General features: G+C 72.7%; 17 protein-coding genes. 7 read left to right on the plus strand and 10 right to left on the minus strand.

Going from position 1 to position 16,650, the window contains the following annotated elements; translation table 11 throughout:
- Positions 1-174: 174 nt before the first annotated feature.
- Genes OG799_RS00485 through OG799_RS00520 form a run of 8 tightly spaced genes read right to left on the minus strand, consistent with a single transcriptional unit; the run spans position 175 to position 4,611 of the window.
- Entirely contained in the window at positions 175-342 is a 168-nt protein-coding gene (locus tag OG799_RS00485; protein WP_406041933.1) for a hypothetical protein, read from the minus strand.
- 9 nt (positions 343-351) lie between these two features.
- Positions 352-957, minus strand: coding sequence for a hypothetical protein (locus OG799_RS00490; protein WP_406041935.1), 606 nt, complete (start codon positions 955-957; stop codon positions 352-354).
- Positions 958-1,005: 48 nt separating this feature from the next.
- Positions 1,006-1,398, minus strand: a complete 393-nt coding sequence (locus OG799_RS00495) for a Fur family transcriptional regulator (protein WP_406041937.1) — start codon at positions 1,396-1,398, stop codon at positions 1,006-1,008.
- The gene (locus tag OG799_RS00500) at positions 1,395-1,694 is read right to left on the minus strand and encodes a metalloregulator ArsR/SmtB family transcription factor (protein ID WP_109803252.1); all 300 of its coding nucleotides are present in this window, start codon (positions 1,692-1,694) and stop codon (positions 1,395-1,397) included. Before OG799_RS00500 ends, OG799_RS00495 begins: the two co-directional genes overlap by 4 nt.
- A gap of 43 nt (positions 1,695-1,737) precedes the next feature.
- A complete protein-coding gene (locus OG799_RS00505; protein ID WP_406041939.1) occupies positions 1,738-2,607 on the minus strand; it encodes a metal ABC transporter permease in 870 nt (289 codons plus the stop codon).
- A gap of 1 nt (position 2,608) precedes the next feature.
- Positions 2,609-3,370 carry a metal ABC transporter ATP-binding protein gene (locus OG799_RS00510; protein ID WP_406041941.1) on the minus strand — a complete coding sequence of 254 codons (762 nt, stop codon included), beginning with the start codon at positions 3,368-3,370 and terminating at the stop codon, positions 2,609-2,611.
- Complete coding sequence (locus OG799_RS00515) at positions 3,367-4,299, minus strand: metal ABC transporter substrate-binding protein (RefSeq protein WP_406041943.1); 933 nt, start codon at positions 4,297-4,299, stop codon at positions 3,367-3,369. Before OG799_RS00515 ends, OG799_RS00510 begins: the two co-directional genes overlap by 4 nt.
- 54 nt (positions 4,300-4,353) lie before the next feature.
- Positions 4,354-4,611 carry a DUF6703 family protein gene (locus OG799_RS00520; RefSeq protein WP_406041945.1) on the minus strand — a complete coding sequence of 86 codons (258 nt, stop codon included), beginning with the start codon at positions 4,609-4,611 and terminating at the stop codon, positions 4,354-4,356.
- A gap of 27 nt (positions 4,612-4,638) precedes the next feature.
- Here OG799_RS00520 and OG799_RS00525 point away from each other — a divergent pair, with 27 nt between their 5' ends.
- The 4 genes from OG799_RS00525 to dusB all read left to right on the plus strand — a co-directional run bounded on the left by OG799_RS00525 (position 4,639) and on the right by dusB (position 8,294).
- Positions 4,639-4,980, plus strand: coding sequence for an antibiotic biosynthesis monooxygenase family protein (locus OG799_RS00525; RefSeq protein WP_406041947.1), 342 nt, complete (start codon positions 4,639-4,641; stop codon positions 4,978-4,980).
- Positions 4,981-5,005: 25 nt separating this feature from the next.
- A complete protein-coding gene (locus tag OG799_RS00530; protein ID WP_406041949.1) occupies positions 5,006-5,566 on the plus strand; it encodes a hypothetical protein in 561 nt (186 codons plus the stop codon).
- 112 nt (positions 5,567-5,678) lie between these two features.
- The gene (locus tag OG799_RS00535) at positions 5,679-7,058 is read left to right on the plus strand and encodes a glycine--tRNA ligase (RefSeq protein WP_406041951.1); all 1,380 of its coding nucleotides are present in this window, start codon (positions 5,679-5,681) and stop codon (positions 7,056-7,058) included.
- A 63-nt stretch (positions 7,059-7,121) separates the two neighbouring features.
- Positions 7,122-8,294, plus strand: a complete 1,173-nt coding sequence (dusB, locus tag OG799_RS00540; RefSeq protein WP_406041953.1) for a tRNA dihydrouridine synthase DusB — start codon at positions 7,122-7,124, stop codon at positions 8,292-8,294.
- 143 nt (positions 8,295-8,437) lie between these two features.
- Here dusB and OG799_RS00545 read toward each other — a convergent pair whose 3' ends face one another.
- On the minus strand, positions 8,438-9,091 hold the full coding sequence (locus tag OG799_RS00545; RefSeq protein WP_406041955.1) for a C39 family peptidase: 654 nt from the start codon (positions 9,089-9,091) through the stop codon (positions 8,438-8,440).
- Positions 9,092-9,902: 811 nt separating this feature from the next.
- Positions 9,903-11,732 carry a beta-N-acetylhexosaminidase gene (locus tag OG799_RS00550; RefSeq protein WP_406041957.1) on the minus strand — a complete coding sequence of 610 codons (1,830 nt, stop codon included), beginning with the start codon at positions 11,730-11,732 and terminating at the stop codon, positions 9,903-9,905.
- A gap of 312 nt (positions 11,733-12,044) precedes the next feature.
- On the opposite strand from OG799_RS00550, the gene ppdK reads away from it, so the two are divergent.
- The 3 genes from ppdK (at position 12,045) to OG799_RS00565 (ending at position 16,613) form a co-directional block, all read left to right on the plus strand.
- A complete protein-coding gene (gene ppdK, locus OG799_RS00555) occupies positions 12,045-14,753 on the plus strand; it encodes a pyruvate, phosphate dikinase (protein ID WP_406041959.1) in 2,709 nt (902 codons plus the stop codon).
- A gap of 135 nt (positions 14,754-14,888) precedes the next feature.
- Positions 14,889-15,242, plus strand: a complete 354-nt coding sequence (locus OG799_RS00560; protein WP_406041961.1) for a VOC family protein — start codon at positions 14,889-14,891, stop codon at positions 15,240-15,242.
- A gap of 117 nt (positions 15,243-15,359) precedes the next feature.
- Positions 15,360-16,613, plus strand: coding sequence for a deoxyguanosinetriphosphate triphosphohydrolase (locus tag OG799_RS00565; protein ID WP_406041963.1), 1,254 nt, complete (start codon positions 15,360-15,362; stop codon positions 16,611-16,613).
- Positions 16,614-16,650 lie beyond the last annotated feature (37 nt).

Raw genomic sequence — 16,650 nt, forward strand, 5'->3', positions numbered from 1 at the left:
TGCGCCGCCGGGGTGCGAAGGCACCACCGAGCGATATGCCTGAGAGTCATTAATATGCCTCTCAGGCATATCGCTCGTCGGGCATATGCTGCCGGGAGCCGGGAGCCGGGAGCCGGGAGCCGGGAGCCGGGAGCCGGGAGCCGGGAGCCGGGAGCCGGGAGCCGGGAGCCGGCGTCAGCGGGCGATGGCCCAGGCCAGCACCGCGGCCAGGATGAGTCCGTTGAGCAGGGCCAGCACCAGGTACGCCTGCGGCGGGATCTTGCGACCCCTGCGGACGAAGCTCACCAGGACGCCCGCGTACGCCAGCAGCAGCACGGCGACGACGATCAGGAAGACCAGCACCGCCACACCTTATCGGCCGGCCCGCAGTCCCAGTCTGCGCAGCTCCAGCGCGGCGAGCGCGTCGACGGTGGCGTCGTCACCCCGGCGCCACGCCTCGGCCACGTCGGGCGCGATCCGGGTCAGCTTGCCGAGCGGCTGACCGGCGAGGGCCCGCAGCGCCAGCAGGTCCCGGCCGGCGGGTGCGGTCGCGAGGGCCTTCGCCGCGCCGGCCCGGCGCATCCACCGCACCCGCAGCGGCAGCCAACCGAAGAGCACCAGGCCGAGCGGGAAGACCAGCACCGCGATGCTGAGCGCGAGGGCCAGCTGGCCGACCAGTTCCTGCTGGTCGCGGCCCGCCTCGGCGACCGCCCGGGCGGCGTCCGCGGCCCGGTTGAAGGGGGCGGTGAGCTCGTCGCCGACCAGCGGCACCCGGCCGACCTTGCCGCCGGCTTCGGCCAGGTTGTCGGCGAGGCCGCCGCCGGCCCCCTCCAGCTTCTGCCCGGGTACGGCCAGCTTCTGCACCAGGTCGTGCAGCCAGAGCGCGAAGCGGATCGCCGCGTAGACCCAGACGACGACGAGGAGGTCGGTGAGAAGCTGGCGGAGGGCGGTGGGAAAACGGTCGGCGTAGATCTTCACGCCGGACAGCGTGCCACGGCCCGGCCGTCGGGGCACGGGGGAGAATTCTCAGCCGACGCAGGCCGGGCAGGTGCCGAAGATCTCCAGGGTGTGGCTGACCTCGGCGTAGCCGTGCTGGGCGGCGACCCGCTCCGCCCAGCTCTCCACCGCCGGCCCGGCCACCTCCACCGTCCGCCCGCAGGCCCGGCAGACCAGGTGGTGGTGGTGTCCCTCGCTGCACCGCCGGTAGAGGTGCTCGCCGCCGGGCGGGCGCATCACGTCGATCTCGCCGGCGTCGGCGAGCCCCTGCAGCGTTCGGTAGACGGTGGTCAGGCCCACCCGTTCGCCCCGCTGGCGCAGCATCGCGTACAGGTCCTGGGCGCTGTGGAAGCCCTCCACCTCGGCCAGCAGCATGCTGACGGCCGCCCGCTGCCGCGTGTTCCGCAACGTCCCCTCGGTCACGGTCCCTCCCCGGCGTGGCTGACCGCGTCCGCCACGATGTGTGCGACGTGCTCGTCCACGAGGGCGTACGCGATCTCCCGGCCGCGCCGGGAGCCACGGACCACGCCGGCGCCGCGGAGCACCCGCAGGTGCTGGGAGACCAGCGGCTGCGGGGCGCCCAGCTTCTCCACCAGCTCGTGCACGCACCGTTCACCCTGCGCCAGCTCGGTCACGATGGCCAGCCGGATCGGCGCGGACAGCGCACGCAGCAGGTCACCCGCGCCCTCGAAGGCGTCGTACCCATTCGTGCCCGTCATCCCGTAACGGTAACCAATGCCAGCAGGGTCGGTCGGGGGCGGCTCACCGGAGCACCACCTCGTGCGGCTCGGGGGCCGGCGCGGGCGCCGGGCTGGTCCGCCGGCGCAGCGCCCGCCAGCCCGCCGCGGCCAGCGCCACCACCAGGAACGAGGCGATGGCCAGCAGCACCACCGAGGCGCCCGGCGCGGTGTCGGCGGTGGCGGCCACCCAGATGCCCGCCCCGGCGGCGAACAGCCCCAGCGCCATGGCGGCCGTCATGGTGCTGCGGAAGCCCCGGGTGACCTGCTGAGCGGTGGCCACCGGCACCACCATCAGGGCGCTGATCAGCAGCACGCCGACCGCCCGCATGGCGATCGTCACGGTCACCGCGGTGGTGACCGCCAGCAGCAGATTGAGCGCCCGGACCGGTAGCCCGGACACCCGGGCGTACTCCTCGTCGTGGCAGACCGCGAAGAGCGCCGGGCGCAGCGCCAGCATGAGCACCAGGATCGTCGCGCCGAGCACCAGGATCGTGGCCAGGTCCGCCGGCGACGTGGTGGTCAGCGACCCGAACAGGTAGGAGTTGAGCGCCGCGCTGCTGGCGTCGGAGAGCCCGACCAGCATCACGCCGCCGGCGATGCCGCCGTAGAAGAGCAGCGCCAGAGCCAGGTCGCCGGAGGTGCGGCCGCGCGAGCGGACCAGCTCGATGACGACCGCGCCGAGGATCGCCGCGATCACCGCCACCAGCACCGGGGAACGGTTCAGCAGCAGCCCGGCGCCGACGCCGGTGAGCGCCACGTGCCCGATCCCGTCGCCGATCAGCGCCAGCCGCCGCTGCACCAGGTAGATCCCGAGCGCCGGCGCGGCCAGCCCGATGACCAGCGCGCCGACCAGGGCACGCAGCATGAAGTCGTAGTGCAGGAAGAGGTCCATGTCAGATGCTCCACAGCCCGGCGGGCTCCTCGTCACAGTGCGGGTGCACGTGGTCGTGGTCGGGTTCCGCGTGGTGCCCGGCCGGCTCCGGCACCGCGCCGTCGTGACAGATGCCACCCTCGTGCACGACCACCGCCCGGCTGATCAACGGTCGCAGCGGGCCCAGCTCGTGGGCGACCAGCAGCACCGTCCCGCCGTCGCCGCGGAAGCCGCGCAGCGCCCCGGCGAACGCCTCCTGGCTCTCCGCGTCGACCCCGGCGGTCGGCTCGTCTAGGACCAGCAGTTCGGGTTCGCCGGCCAGGGCCCGGGCGATCAGGGTGCGCTGCTGCTGGCCGCCGGAGAGGGTGGCGACCGGGTCAGCGGCCCGGTCGGCGAGCCCGACGGCGCGCAGCGCGGCGGCCACCGCCGCGCGGTCGGCCCGCCCCGCCGGGCGCAGCACGCCCCGGCGGGCCAGCCGCCCCGAGGACACCACCTCGCCCACCGTGGCCGGTACGCCGCTGCCGGCGCCGAGGCGCTGCGGGACGTACCCGATCCGGTGCCACTGCCGGAAGCGGCGCTGCGGGGCGCCGAAGAGGGTGACCGACCCGGAGCTGAGCGGGACCAGCCCGAGCACCGCCCGGATCAGCGTGGACTTGCCGGAGCCGTTGGCGCCGAGCACGGCGACCACCTCGCCGCCGGTGACGGTCAGCGAGACGTCCCGCAGCACGGGGCGGCCGTCGTAGCCGACGGCGGCGTGGTCGACCTGGAGCACAGGTGCGTTCATGAGCAGTCCAACGCGGTTCGCAGGGTCTGGAGGTTGGCGCGCATCGCCGACAGGTAGTCCCCGTCGGCGGGTGGACCCTCGATCGGGTCGAGCACGGCGGTCGTCGCCCCGACCTCGCGGGCCACGGTCTGGGCGACCTTCGGGCTGACCAGGGACTCGAAGAAGATCGTGGTGGCCTGGTGCTCCCGAGCCTCCTTCGCCACCTCGGCGAGGCGCTGCGGGGAGGGCTCGCTGTCCGGCGTGAGGCCGGTGATGCCGACCTGTTCGAGCTGGTAGCGCTCGGCGAGGTAGCCGAACGCGGTGTGGCTGACCACGATCTCCCGGCGCTGGCAGGTCTTCAGCCCGTCAGCGTACTCGGTGTCGAGCTTCGTCAGGTCGGCGCGGAGGGCCGCGGCCCGCGCGGTGTAGTCGGCGGCCCGGGCCGGGTCGGCCCTGCCGAGCCGCTCGGCGAGCTTGTCGCCGACGGTGGCCAGCCGGGTGGGGTCGAGCCAGAGGTGTGGGTCCTTGCCGCCGGTCTTCTCGTGACCGGCCTCGCCCTCGTGCTCGTGGCCGCCGGCCGCCGCGTCGCGCAGCGGCTGCACGCCGGCCACGTCGAACGCCCGGTCGCCGCCGTTCTGCTCGACCGCCTCGTCGACGGCCGGCTGGAAGCCGGAGAGGTAGACGATCAGCTCCGCGTCGACGACCTGCCCCACCTGGCGCGGGTGCAGTTCCAGGTCGTGCGGCTCGGCGCCGGGCTTGGCCAGGTTGGTGACGGTGACCGCGTCGCCGCCGATCCGCTCGGCGAGGAACTGCAGCGGGTAGAAGGCGGCCACCACGTCGACCCGGTCCGGGTCGGCGCCCGCGCCCTGATCGGAACAGGCGACGACGCCGGCCAGGGTGAGCAGGGCGGTGGCGGCCGCCAGGAGGCGCGGAACGGAGCGGACGGTCATGCCCTCAACTGTCCGCGACAACGAAATTGATTGTCAAAAACGCATGATTGCATGTCAGAGCAGCTTGGCCATGGCCACCGCGACCAGCAGGGTCAGCATCACCAGGCGGAGCACCCGGGTCGCCGGCCGCTGCACCGGCCAGGTGGTCACCATCAGCCACACCAGCCCCGCGGCCAGCGCCAGCAACAGCCCGCCGCCCACCGGGCCGGGCGCGAAGAACCCCACCAGCACCAGGACCAGCGTGGCCAGGAACACCGTCGTCGGGTTGACCCGGGCCAGACGGGCCAGCAGGAGACTCTGCGTACGCTGCATCCCACAGACTCTACGAGGAGGACGCCGGTGCTGGTCACCAACCGGTTCGTGGTGGACACCGAGGTCGCCCCCGGCTTCACCGACCGGGCCCACGCCGCCCTCGCGGCGCTCGCCGCCCGCCCCGGCTACCTGCGCGGGGAACTGCTGCGCGCGCTCGACGACCCGACGTACTGGTGTCTGGTCACCGAGTGGGAGTCGGTCGGGGCGTACCGGCGGGCGCTGGGCGGCTTCGACGTCAAGATCACGGCGGTGCCGCTGCTGGCCGAGTCGGTCGACGAGCCGTCGGCGTACGAGACGCTCGCCAGCGCCGCACCCGACGGGGAGATCGTCGTGGTCGCCAGTGATCGGGCCGCGGGCCCTTACCGCTGACCGCGGGGGCACTACCCTCTGGCGTATGACCGCTCCCGGACCGGCAGCCCCGCCCCCGCACCCCGTGCTGCCCGGCGCAGGTGGCGCGCCGCCGGTCCCGGGGCCGCCCGCCGAGCCCGGTGTCCCCGCCGGTCCCGGAGTGGCCCCGCCGTTCGCCGCCCCGCCCACCGAGGGCGGCCGCGCCCGGCTCTGGCTCGGCCTCGGCGTCGGGGCGCTCGCCGTGCTGCTCTGCTGCGGCGGGGGCGGCGCGGCCATCGTCGGACTGGCGGTGAGCAACGTCCAGGCGATCGAGGAGCAGGGCCGGACGGTGACCGACGACTACTACCAGGCCCTGGTGGAGAAGGACTGGTCCCGGGCGTACGACCGGCTCTGCGACGACGCCCAGCGGCGCGAGTCCCGGCCGGAGTTCGAGCAGCGGGTCGCCGCCGAGCCGCCCATCTCCGGGTACCGGGTCGGCAAGGTCGACGCGCAGACCCTCACCGTGCCGGTGGACGTGACCCTCGGCGGCGGCCGGCAGGAGGCCCAGCAGGTGACCCTGGCGGCCGACCCGCAGACCGGTGGCATGGAGGTCTGCGGGGTGAGCTGACCCGCCCCCGGTATTCTGCTGGGCTCAGGCCTCCGGTCGCCGTACCGTTGTCCCGAACTGACCGTTCCATCCACATCGCCCCCGCCGACCGCCAGCCGGCGTAGGAGGAAACATGCCAGCCGACCGTATCGACGCCGTCGTCAGCCTCGCCAAGCGCCGAGGCTTCGTCTTCCCCTCCAGCGAGATCTACGGAGGCACCCGGTCGGCGTGGGACTACGGTCCGCTCGGCGTGGAGCTCAAGGAGAACGTCCGCCGGCAGTGGTGGAAGACCATGGTCCAGCAGCGCGACGACGTCGTCGGCCTGGACTCCGCGGTCATCCTGGCCCGCAAGGTCTGGGAGGCCTCCGGCCACATCGCCGAGTTCGTCGACCCGCTGACCGAGTGCCAGTTCTGCCACAAGCGGTTCCGCGCCGACCACCTGGAGGAGGCGTACGCCGAGAAGCACGGCAAGCCGCTGACCTCGCTTCAGGAACTGAACTGCCCGAACTGCGGCAACAAGGGCACCTTCACCGAGCCGAAGATGTTCAACGGCTTGATGAAGACCTACCTGGGCCCGGTGGAGAGCGACGAGGGCCTGCACTACCTGCGCCCGGAGACCGCCCAGGGCATCTTCGTCAACTACAAGAACGTCGAGACGGTCGCCCGCAAGAAGCCGCCGTTCGGCATCGCGCAGACCGGCAAGTCGTTCCGCAACGAGATCACCCCGGGCAACTTCATCTTCCGCACCCGCGAGTTCGAGCAGATGGAGATGGAGTTCTTCGTCGAGCCAGGCTCGGACGAGCAGTGGCACGAGTACTGGCTCTCCGAGCGCTGGAACTGGTACCTCGACCTCGGCCTGTCGGCGGACAACCTGCGCCTCTACGAGCACCCCAAGGAGAAGCTCTCCCACTACTCGAAGCGCACCGTCGACATCGAGTACCGGTTCCAGTTCGGCGGCACCGAGTTCGCCGAGCTGGAGGGCATCGCCAACCGGACCGACTTCGACCTGTCCACGCACAGCAAGCACTCCGGCGTCGACCTGTCGTACTTCGACCAGACCAAGGGCGAGCGCTGGATGCCGTACGTGATCGAGCCGGCCGCCGGCCTGACCCGCGCGGTGCTCGCCTTCCTGCTCGAGGCGTACGACGAGGACGAGGCCCCGAACACCAAGGGCGGCGTGGACAAGCGGACCGTGATGCGCTTCGACCCGCGGCTGGCCCCGGTGAAGGTGGCGGTGCTGCCGCTGTCCCGCAACGAGGCGCTGTCGCCGAAGGCGAAGGGGCTCGCCGCCGACCTGCGCAAGCGCTGGGTGGTCGAGTTCGACGACTCGCAGGCGATCGGTCGCCGCTACCGGCGGCAGGATGAGATCGGCACGCCGTTCTGCGTGACGGTCGACTTCGACACCCTCGACGACAACGCGGTGACCGTGCGGAACCGGGACACCATGGCCCAGGAGCGCATCTCCCTGGACCAGGTCGAGCGCTACCTGATCGAGCGCCTGCCCGGCTGCTGAGCTGGTGACGGGGCCCTGACCGGCGCGGGAGGAGTGCCGGTCAGGGCCCCGTACACTTGTCCGGTGACTGCCCCGACCCTGCCCGCGCTGCGCCCGTTGACCCTCGGGCCGCACCAGGTGTGGCCGCCGGTGGTGCTGGCGCCGATGGCCGGGATCACCAATATCGGCTTCCGGCGCCTCTGCCGGGAGCAGGGCGGCGGCATCTACGTCTGCGAGATGATCACCACCCGGGCGCTGGTCGAGCGGAACCCGAAGACGCTGCGCATGATCGCCTTCGGCGCGGACGAGCAGCCGCGCAGCCTCCAGCTCTACGGCACCGACCCGGAGATCACCGCCGCCGCCGTGCGGATCGTGGTGGAGCGCGATCTCGCCGACCACATCGACCTCAACTTCGGCTGCCCGGTGCCGAAGGTGACGCGGCGCGGTGGCGGTGCGGCCCTGCCGTGGCGGCGCCGGCTCTTCGCCCGGCTGGTGAAGGCCGCGGTGGACGCCGCGTCGCCCGCCGGGGTGCCGGTCACGGTGAAGATGCGCAAGGGCATCGACGACGACCATCTGACGTACGTCGAGGCCGGGCTCGCCGCGCAGGACGCGGGCGTCGCGGCGGTCGCCCTGCACGGGCGTACGGCCGGGCAGCGCTACTCGGGCACCGCCGACTGGGACGCGATCGCCACCCTCAAGCAGGCTCTCGACGTGCCGGTGCTCGGCAACGGCGACATCTGGGAGGCCGACGACGCGCTGCGGATGGTGGTGCACACCGGGGTGGACGGCGTGGTGATCGGGCGGGGCTGCCTGGGCCGGCCGTGGCTCTTCGCCGACCTGGAGGCCGCGTTCAACGGCCGGCCGGAGCGGCGGCTGCCCAGCCTGGGCGAGGTGGCGCTGACCATGCGCCGGCACGCCGAGCTGCTGGTCGACCAGTTCGTGGCCGGCGCGCGCAACCCGGCCCGCGGTGAGCGGGACGGCTGCACCGACTTCCGCAAGCACGTCGCCTGGTACCTCAAGGGCTTTCCGGTCGGCAGCGAGCTGCGCCGCTCCCTGGCCATGATCGAGAGCCTGGCCCAGCTCGACGACCTGCTCGGCAAGCTCGACCCGGCCGAGCCGTTCCCGGTGGCCACCCTCGGCCAGCCGCGCGGCCGCACCAACTCCCAGGGCAAGGTCTTCCTGCCCGACGGCTGGCTGGCCAGCCGGGACGACGACACCGTGCCGGACGGCGCCGAGCTGGACGACTCCGGCGGCTGACCGCGCCACGCCAGGTCCGGTCCGCCACCCGTGCATGGTCCGGCCGTCAGGGTTCGGGCCGGCTCGCGGCCGGTGGGGAAGAGACGACGAAAGGGCCGGCCCCCGTGTGGGGGTCGGCCCTTTCGTTGGTTGGTGCTGGTGGGTCAGGAGGCGGTGTAGCCGCGGGTGGCGATCCAGTCGGCGAGGTTGTCGACGGTGATGCGGTAGGAGGCCATGTTGGGGTCGGCGGAGTCGGCGATGGTGACGGTGTGGCCGTCGTCGCGGTAGCCGACGACGCTGATGTAGTGGCCGCCTTCGAAGGAGTGGGTGTTGCCGTCGGTGTCGGTGGTGGTGCCGGCGATGTTGGCGACCACGGCCCGGCCGTTGTCGACGGTGTGGACGATGTCGGCGCGCAGCTTGTCGGTCTGGGTGTCGTCGGCCTTGGGGCTGCGGATTTCGACGCTGTGGTAGACGTTGCTACCGGTTTCCTTGTTCAGGACCGGGGTGATGTCGTTGACGCTGTTGGTGCCGTTCTCGGTGGTGCCCATTTCCTTGGCCATGGCGTCGACGTCGATGGCCTTGCCCTGCACTGACAGGGCGTTGCGGGTGGCGGCGGGGCCGCAGTAGTAGAAGTTCGGCTGGGCCTGGTAGCGGACGTTGAGTTCCCGCTCGCCGTGGTGCTTGCGGTCGGTCTGCACCTGCGCGGCCGGCTTGGTGTCGGCGGCGTGGGCGGCGATCGCGGGGCCGGCGATGCCACCGGCGGTGGCGGCGATACCAGCGGCGGTCAGAACGGTGGCGCGGATCAGATCGGTACGCATGATGGCGTGCTCCTCTGCTCTGGGGGTGTGCACGACACCCGCACGGGGGTGCGGTGGTGCCACGCAAGAAGGGGGGAAAGTCTTGAGGGGGATCGGCCCGGCGATCCGGGGGGACCTGCTCGGGCGTCCGGGGGATGTAACCGGGCCGGCCGGCCGGGTGTTCCCACGGCCAGGGCTCCGGGCCCCACCACCGGGCGAGACCCGCGGTGGTATGCCATGTTCAACGCCCCGACCCCGGCCACCATTCCACCGTCGGGGTGGCCCCGACCACGGGACACCTCACCCGGAACCGGACATCCCGCTCGGCGGGGCGCATCCCGACTCGGACACCCGAGCCACACGCCCCCGGACCGTCCGCTTTCAAGATCCGCGCGCGTTCGGTGAGGGTGCGGCCTCCCGTCGCGCCGAGGCGACACCTTCCTTACGTCGCGCGGGGCTAGGGCGGGCGTGAGGCCGCATGCGCCAGGGCGCAGCCGGGAGTGGCTTCGGCCGGGTCTACCCGGACATGGGGCCATCGGCCCCGAGGTTCGGCTGCCCGCATCGCAGTTGCGGACGGTCACCCTCGCTCGGGCTATGAACCATCCCATCGCCTGCTTTGCTCTGCTTCACCATAGGCAACAGGCACGGTCGGCAACTGTTGCGTCCGCTGAAGCAGAGCAAAGCGGGGGCGAGGAGTGGTCGCCGGTCGGGGCGGCCGAGTCGAAGATTGCCTGTTCAGAGGGTCTGTGGCGGGTCGGAAGGGCGGCGGCGTGGCCGGCATCCACAGGAAACCGGTCACTGTGCGTACGGCGATTGGTTCGGCCGCAGGTCGTCACGCTCCGTTCGTGGCGGGCGGAGGCCCGGGCGTCCCGGCCGGATCGGGGCGGACCTGGTCGGAGGTCCGATCCGTCGTCTCGGCGGTCGGTTGACGCGGCACCGCCCGCTGCGTCGCCTCGGTGGGCCAGGGGATCTCCGGGGAGTGGTGGAACGCGATCGCGGCGAGGTCCCAACGCAGGCCGTGGCCGGCCAGCCGGTCCCGGAACCCGGCCCAGTCGTGGGTCACCCGAGGCGACCAGGCCAGCTCGGCGATGGCGGGCAGCCGGGGCAGCAGCATGAACTCGATCTCGGCCAGCGAGGTCACCGACTCGGTCCAGAGCGGCGCCTCGACGCCGAGCACCGCCGCCGCCGGCACGCCGGTCAGGTGCGTGCCGGGGTCCCAGTCGTACGCCTTGCGCACGTCGATCAGGCCGGCCCAGTCGTGCCCGATGGGGGTGTCGGGGGCGTACTTCATGTCGAGGTAGGCGTGGTTGCCGGGGGAGAGGATCAGCCTCGCGCCCCGGCGTACCGCCGCCGCGATGTCCGGGTCGTCGCCGTTGGTGCCCCACCACTGGAGCACTCGCCCGTCGAGGTGCGCGGCCGGCGCAAGCTGGTGCCAACCGACCACGGTCTTGCCCAGCCCGGCGACGATCCGCTGCGCCCGCTCCACGAAGCCGGTGTACGCCGCGCCCTTGACCTTGAACGCCTCGTCGCCGCCGATGTGCAGCCACGGCCCCGGGGTGAGCGCGGCCACCTCACCGAGCACGTCGGCGACGAAGTCGTACGTGCGCTCGTCGGCCGGGTCCAGGTAGCTGAAGCCGACCTCGGTGCCGGTGTACGGCGGCGGCGGGATCTTCCCCGGCGCCAGCTCGGGGTACGCGACCAGCGCCGCGTTGGTGTGCCCCGGCAGGTCGACCTCCGGCACCACGGTGACGTGCCGGCGGGCGGCATACCGGACGATACGGCGGTAGTCGGCGGCGGTGTACCAACCGCCGGGGCCGCCACCCACCTCGGTGGTGCCGCCCACGGTGGCGAGCCGCGGCCAGGAGTCGACCGCGATCCGCCAGCCCTGGTCGTCGGTGAGGTGCAGGTGCAGGTGGTTGAGCTTGTACCGGGCCAGGTGGTCGATCACCCGCAGCACGTCGGCGACGCCGAAGAAGTGCCGCGCCACGTCGAGCATCGCGCCCCGGTAGGGGAACCGGGGCCGGTCGACGATCAGCCCACCGGGCACCACCCAGCGCTCGGCCACCGGGGTGGGGCTCTCGATCGCGGTCGGCAGCAGTTGGCGCAGCGTCTGCACGCCGTGGAACAGCCCGGCCGCGGTGGCGGCGGTGATCCGCACCCCGCCGTCGGCCACGTCGAGCCGGTAGCCCTCGTCGCCCAGCGCGGCACCGCCCCCGACCTCGGCAGCTCCGAGCCCGGTGGCGCCCTCGGTCGCGGCGGGTGCCGCCGCGCCGGCGACGGTGAGCACGAGGAGGTCGCGGGTCCGCGGCTCGGCCAGGTCGGTCACCGGCACCAGGTAGCCGGTTGCGGGGCGGAGCTGCTCGGCGAGCTGCTCGGCGACGTCGCGGGCGGCCGGGTCGAGGCTGACCCGGATCGCGGCGTCGGCGGGGAGCACGAAGTCGGCCGTGGGGTCCGGCGCCACCCGCTCGGGCGCGGGGATCACGTCGGCGAGGCGGACCGGGGCGGGCGGGGCGAGCAGGTCACCGGCCGCCCGCGCGGCGACCCGGGCCAGGTCGGCCGCCGTCGGCTGGTGGGCGGAGAGTCCGGCCGGTCCGGACCCCGTCGGGTCCGGTCCGACGGGGTCCGGACCGGTGGCGGGGGTGGTGGAGGGGATGGGCGGCACGGCGACGGCTCCGGGGTGTATTTGCGTCGGATATGGCAAAGGTGAGGTTCGACAAAACCAGTGCCGTCAAGAGTACGAGGGGAGCCGGAGTTGCGTGATCCTGCGCGTGGAAGCGTTCCCAGAAACCAGCACGAACGCGGATAGTCGTGATGGCTGTGCCTATTGTCACCGAACGGTCCCAGGCCACTCGATGTTCGCTTAGCCTTCGCCCACCGATCGCTGATGACGCCGGGATTACCGGCGGTCGGCCCCGGGGTATGAGGCAACTGAACCTTCGTTAAGTGTCAATTCCGGCGCGCGTGGGAGGCTCTGGTGGCAGCGCAAGATTCGGTCGATCACAAGTACGTCTACGACTTCGCCGAGGGCAACAAGGAGCTCAAGGACCTGCTCGGCGGCAAGGGTGCCAACCTCGCCGAGATGACCAACCTCGGCCTGCCGGTTCCGCCCGGCTTCACCATCACCACCGAGGCCTGCAAGGCGTACCTGGCGACCGGCCGGGAGCCGGACGGGTTGGCCGGTCAGATCGAGGCCCACCTGGAGTCCCTGGAGCGGGGGATGGGTCGCAAGCTCGGCGACCCGCAGGACCCGCTGCTCGTCTCGGTCCGCTCGGGCGCCAAGTTCTCCATGCCGGGGATGATGGAGACCGTCCTCAACGTCGGCCTCAACGACCGCAGCGTGGTCGGCCTCAGCGCCCAGGCCGGCGGGAACGACCGCTTCGCGTGGGACTCGTACCGCCGGCTCATCCAGATGTTCGGCAAGACCGTCTGCGAGGTGCCCGGCGAGGAGTTCGAGCACGCGCTCGACGACGCCAAGCGCGCCAAGGGCACGAAGAACGACCTCGACCTCGACGCGGACGACCTGCGCGGGTTGGTCGACGCGTACAAGAAGATCTTCGCCAAGCACACCGGGCGGGAGTTCCCGCAGGAGCCGCGGGAGCAGCTCGACCTGGCCATCCGCGCGGTCTTCGAATCGTGGAACGCCGAGCGCGCGGTGGTCTACCGCCGGCAGGAGCGCATCCCCGCCGACCTGGGCACCGCGGTCAACGTGGTGGCCATGGTCTTCGGCAACCTCGGCTCCGACTCCGGCACCGGCGTCGCCTTCACCCGGGACCCGGGCAGCGGCGCGCAGGGCATCTACGGCGACTACCTGGCCAACGCTCAGGGCGAGGACGTGGTCGCCGGCATCCGCAACACCGTGCCGCTGCAGGAGCTGGAGCGCATCGACAAGAAGTCCTACGACGAGCTGCTCGGGTACATGGCCCGGCTGGAGGAGCACTACAAGGACCTCTGCGACATCGAGTTCACCATCGAGCGCGGCAAGCTCTGGATGCTGCAGACCCGGGTCGGCAAGCGGACCGCCGCCGCCGCGTTCGTCATCGCCGGGCAGCTCGTCGACGAGGGCCTGATCGACCTGGACGAGGCGCTGCACCGGGTCAACGGCGCGCAGCTCGCCCAGCTGATGTTCCCCCGGTTCAAGCTCGACCACGAGTTCGAGCCGGTGGCCAAGGGCATCGGCGCCTCCCCGGGCGCCGCGTCCGGCAAGGTGGTCTTCACCTCCGCCCGGGCTGTCGAACTGGCGGCCGAGGGGGAGTCGGTGATCCTGGTCCGCCGGGAGACCAACCCCGACGACCTCAACGGCATGATCGCCGCCAAGGGCATCCTCACCTCGCGCGGCGGCAAGACCAGCCACGCCGCCGTGGTGGCCCGAGGGATGGGCAAGACCTGCGTCTCCGGCGCCGACGAGCTGGACGTCAACGTCCCGGCCAAGAAGTTCACCGTGGCCGGGCAGACCGTCAACGAGGGCGACATCGTCTCCATCGACGGCACCACCGGCAAGGTCTACCTCGGCCAGGTGCCGGTCATGCCGTCGGAGGTGGTGCAGTACTTCGAGGGCAGTCTCGAGCCGGAGCACGTCGACAACGCGCTGGTCCGGGCCGTACACCGGATCATGACTCACGCCGACGCCAAGCGACGGCTGGCGGTCCGGACGAACGCCGACACCGGCGCGGACGCCGCGCGGGCGCGGCGGTTCGGCGCCGAGGGCATCGGGCTGTGCCGCACCGAGCACATGTTCCTCGGCGACCGCCGGGAGTTGGTCGAGCGGCTGATCCTGGCCCGCACCGACGACGACCGGGAGTCCGCGTTGTTCGCCCTGCTGCCGTTGCAGCGGGCCGACTTCATGGAGATCTTCCGTGAGATGGACGGCCTGCCGGTCACCGTCCGGCTGATCGACCCGCCGCTGCACGAGTTCCTGCCTCCGCTGGAGCAGCTCGCCGTCAACGTCGCGGTCGCCCAGGAGCGGGGCGAGGACGTGGCCAAGGAGGAGGCGCTGCTCGCCGCCGTCCGGCGGATGCACGAGGAGAACCCGATGCTCGGCCTGCGCGGCGTACGGCTGGGCCTGGTCATTCCCGGTCTGTTCGCCATGCAGGTCCGGGCGATCGCGGAGGCCGCGGTCGCGGTCACCCGCGACGGCGCGGTCGCCAAGCCGGAGATCATGGTCCCGCTGGTCGGCGCCGTGCAGGAGCTGGAGACGGTCCGCGCCGAGGCCGAGAAGATCATCGCCGAGGTGGTCGCGGACAGCGGCGTCGAGGTGCTGATCGGCACCATGATCGAGGTGCCCCGGGCGGCGCTGACCGCCGGGCAGATCGCCGAGGCGGCGCAGTTCTTCTCCTTCGGCACCAACGACCTGACCCAGATGGGCTGGGGTTTCTCCCGCGACGACGTCGAGGGCGCGTTCTTCTGGCGCTACCTGGAGCTGGGCATCTTCGGCATCTCGCCGTTCGAGTCGATCGACCGGGAGGGCGTCGGCCGGCTGGTCCGGATCGCCGCCGAGGAGGGCCGGGCCGCCCGGCCCGAGCTGAAGCTCGGGGTCTGCGGCGAGCACGGCGGTGACCCCGATTCGGTGCACTTCTTCCACGAGGTGGGCCTGGACTATGTCTCCTGCTCGCCGTTCCGGGTCCCGGTGGCCCGGCTGGAGGCCGGTCGCGCCGTCGTGGAGACGGACGGCTCCGACTCCCGCTGATCAGGGTCGGGCACGGGGTCGCCGGCGCGCCGGCCGGCGGCCCCGCCGCCGGCCCGGCGTGTCGTCGGGCGCGCCGATCGACGCGGCCGGGCGTAACCTGGGCGCACTGTTGGATCAACCGGGGAGGGTGGCCGCATGACCAGCGTCTGGGAGAGCCTGACCGTCGACGCCCGTGACCCGTCCCGGCTCGCCCACTGGTGGGCGGAGGCGCTCGGTTACCAGGTGATCACCGACAAGCCGGACGCGGTGGAGATCCGCCGGGCGCCGGACGTGCTCCCCGGCATCGTCTTCGTCCCGGTCGCCGACAACAAGGTCACCAAGAACCGGCTGCACATCGACCTGCGCCCGGCCGACCAGGAAGCCGAGGTCGAGCGGCTGGTCGACATGGGCGCCCGGCATGTCGACGTCGGCCAGGGCGACGTCGAGTGGGCGGTGCTGGCCGACCCGGAGGGCAACGAGTTCTGCGTGCTTCGTGAGCGCGAGGAGTGAGCCGGGTTTGCGAGCCCCGCAGTCGCGAACAGAGGTGGCGCGAGGAGCGCGAGGAGTGAGCCGGGTCTGCGAGCCCCGCAGTCGCGAGCAGCGGCGGTGCGGCAGCGGGGATGACGGTTGAGCGCCGGCCCGTCTGACGATGCGGCGCGCCTGATCGACGAGGCGCCCAAGGACACCGGGTACGGGCGGTCGCCGTATGAACGGGACCGGGCGCGGGTGCTGCACTCGGCGGCGTTCCGCCGGCTGGCGGCGAAGACCCAGGTGCACACCGCCGGCACCGACGACTTCCTGCGGACCCGGCTGACCCACTCGCTGGAGGTGGCGCAGATCGCCCGCGAGATGGGGGCCCGGCTGGGCTGCGACCCGGACGTGGTGGACACCGCCGGGCTGGCGCACGACCTGGGCCACCCGCCGTTCGGGCACAACGGCGAGGACGCGCTGGATGCGCTCGCCGCGGACTGCGGCGGCTTCGAGGGCAACGCGCAGACGCTGCGGGTGCTCACCCGGCTGGAGGCGAAGGTGCTCGCCCCGGACGGCCGATCCGTCGGGCTCAACCTGACCCGGGCGTCGCTCGACGCGGTCAGCAAGTACCCGTGGCCGCGCCGTCCCGGCCAGCGCAAGTTCGGGGTGTACGCCGACGACCGCCTGGTCTTCGACTGGCTGCGCGCCGGCGCCCCGCCCGGCGGTCGGCGCTGCCTGGAGGCGCAGGTGATGGACTGGGCCGACGACGTGGCGTACTCGGTGCACGACGTGGAGGACGGCATCCACGGCGGGTACGTCAGCCTGCGCCCGTTGCTGGAGGACGCCGACGAGCGGCGGGCGCTCTGCGCCGACGTGGCGGCCGCGTACTCGGGGGAGTCCGCGGACGACCTCGGCGGGGTGCTGGTCGAGTTGGTGGCCGAGCCGGCGCTCGCCCCGCTCGCCGCGTACGACGGCAGCCACCGGGCCCAGGTGGCGTTGAAGGCGACCACCAGCGTGCTCACCGGCCGGTTCGTGTCGACCGTGGTGGCCGCCACCCAGGAGCGCTTCGGCCCCGGTCCGCACCGCCGGTACGCCGCCGACCTTGTGGTGCCCCGCCGGATCCGGGCGCAGTGCGCGCTGCTCAAGGGCATCGCCCTGCGGTACGTGATGCGGCGCCCGGCCGCCGGCCCCCGGTACGCCAGCCAGCGGGAGATCCTCGCCGAGCTGGTCGCCGCCCTGGTCGACCGCGCCCCGGACGGGTTGGACCCGGTCTTCGCCCTGCTGTGGCGGGACGCCCCGGACGACGCCGCCCGGCTGCGGGTGGTGATCGACCAGGTCGCCTCCCTCACCGACCCGGCCGCGCTGGCCTGGCACGGCCGCCTGGTGGGCGCCCGGCCCGGGCTCGGCTGAGCGCGTTCCGATCGCAGTGGGTGGCCGGCGCGACTTA

It is taken from the genome of Micromonospora sp. NBC_00898 (assembly GCF_045207895.1).
GTDB lineage: Bacteria > Actinomycetota > Actinomycetes > Mycobacteriales > Micromonosporaceae > Micromonospora.

Coding starts and splice junctions, on each gene's coding strand:
- OG799_RS00500 (WP_109803252.1), bottom strand. CDS start 1,694: ATGACGGGCACGAATGGGTACGACGCCTTCGAGGGCGCGGGTGACCTG.
- OG799_RS00505 (WP_406041939.1), bottom strand. CDS start 2,607: ATGGACCTCTTCCTGCACTACGACTTCATGCTGCGTGCCCTGGTCGGC.
- OG799_RS00510 (WP_406041941.1), bottom strand. CDS start 3,370: ATGAACGCACCTGTGCTCCAGGTCGACCACGCCGCCGTCGGCTACGAC.
- OG799_RS00515 (WP_406041943.1), bottom strand. CDS start 4,299: ATGACCGTCCGCTCCGTTCCGCGCCTCCTGGCGGCCGCCACCGCCCTG.
- OG799_RS00520 (WP_406041945.1), bottom strand. CDS start 4,611: ATGCAGCGTACGCAGAGTCTCCTGCTGGCCCGTCTGGCCCGGGTCAAC.
- OG799_RS00530 (WP_406041949.1), top strand. CDS start 5,006: ATGACCGCTCCCGGACCGGCAGCCCCGCCCCCGCACCCCGTGCTGCCC.
- OG799_RS00535 (WP_406041951.1), top strand. CDS start 5,679: ATGCCAGCCGACCGTATCGACGCCGTCGTCAGCCTCGCCAAGCGCCGA.
- OG799_RS00545 (WP_406041955.1), bottom strand. CDS start 9,091: ATGCGTACCGATCTGATCCGCGCCACCGTTCTGACCGCCGCTGGTATC.
- OG799_RS00560 (WP_406041961.1), top strand. CDS start 14,889: ATGACCAGCGTCTGGGAGAGCCTGACCGTCGACGCCCGTGACCCGTCC.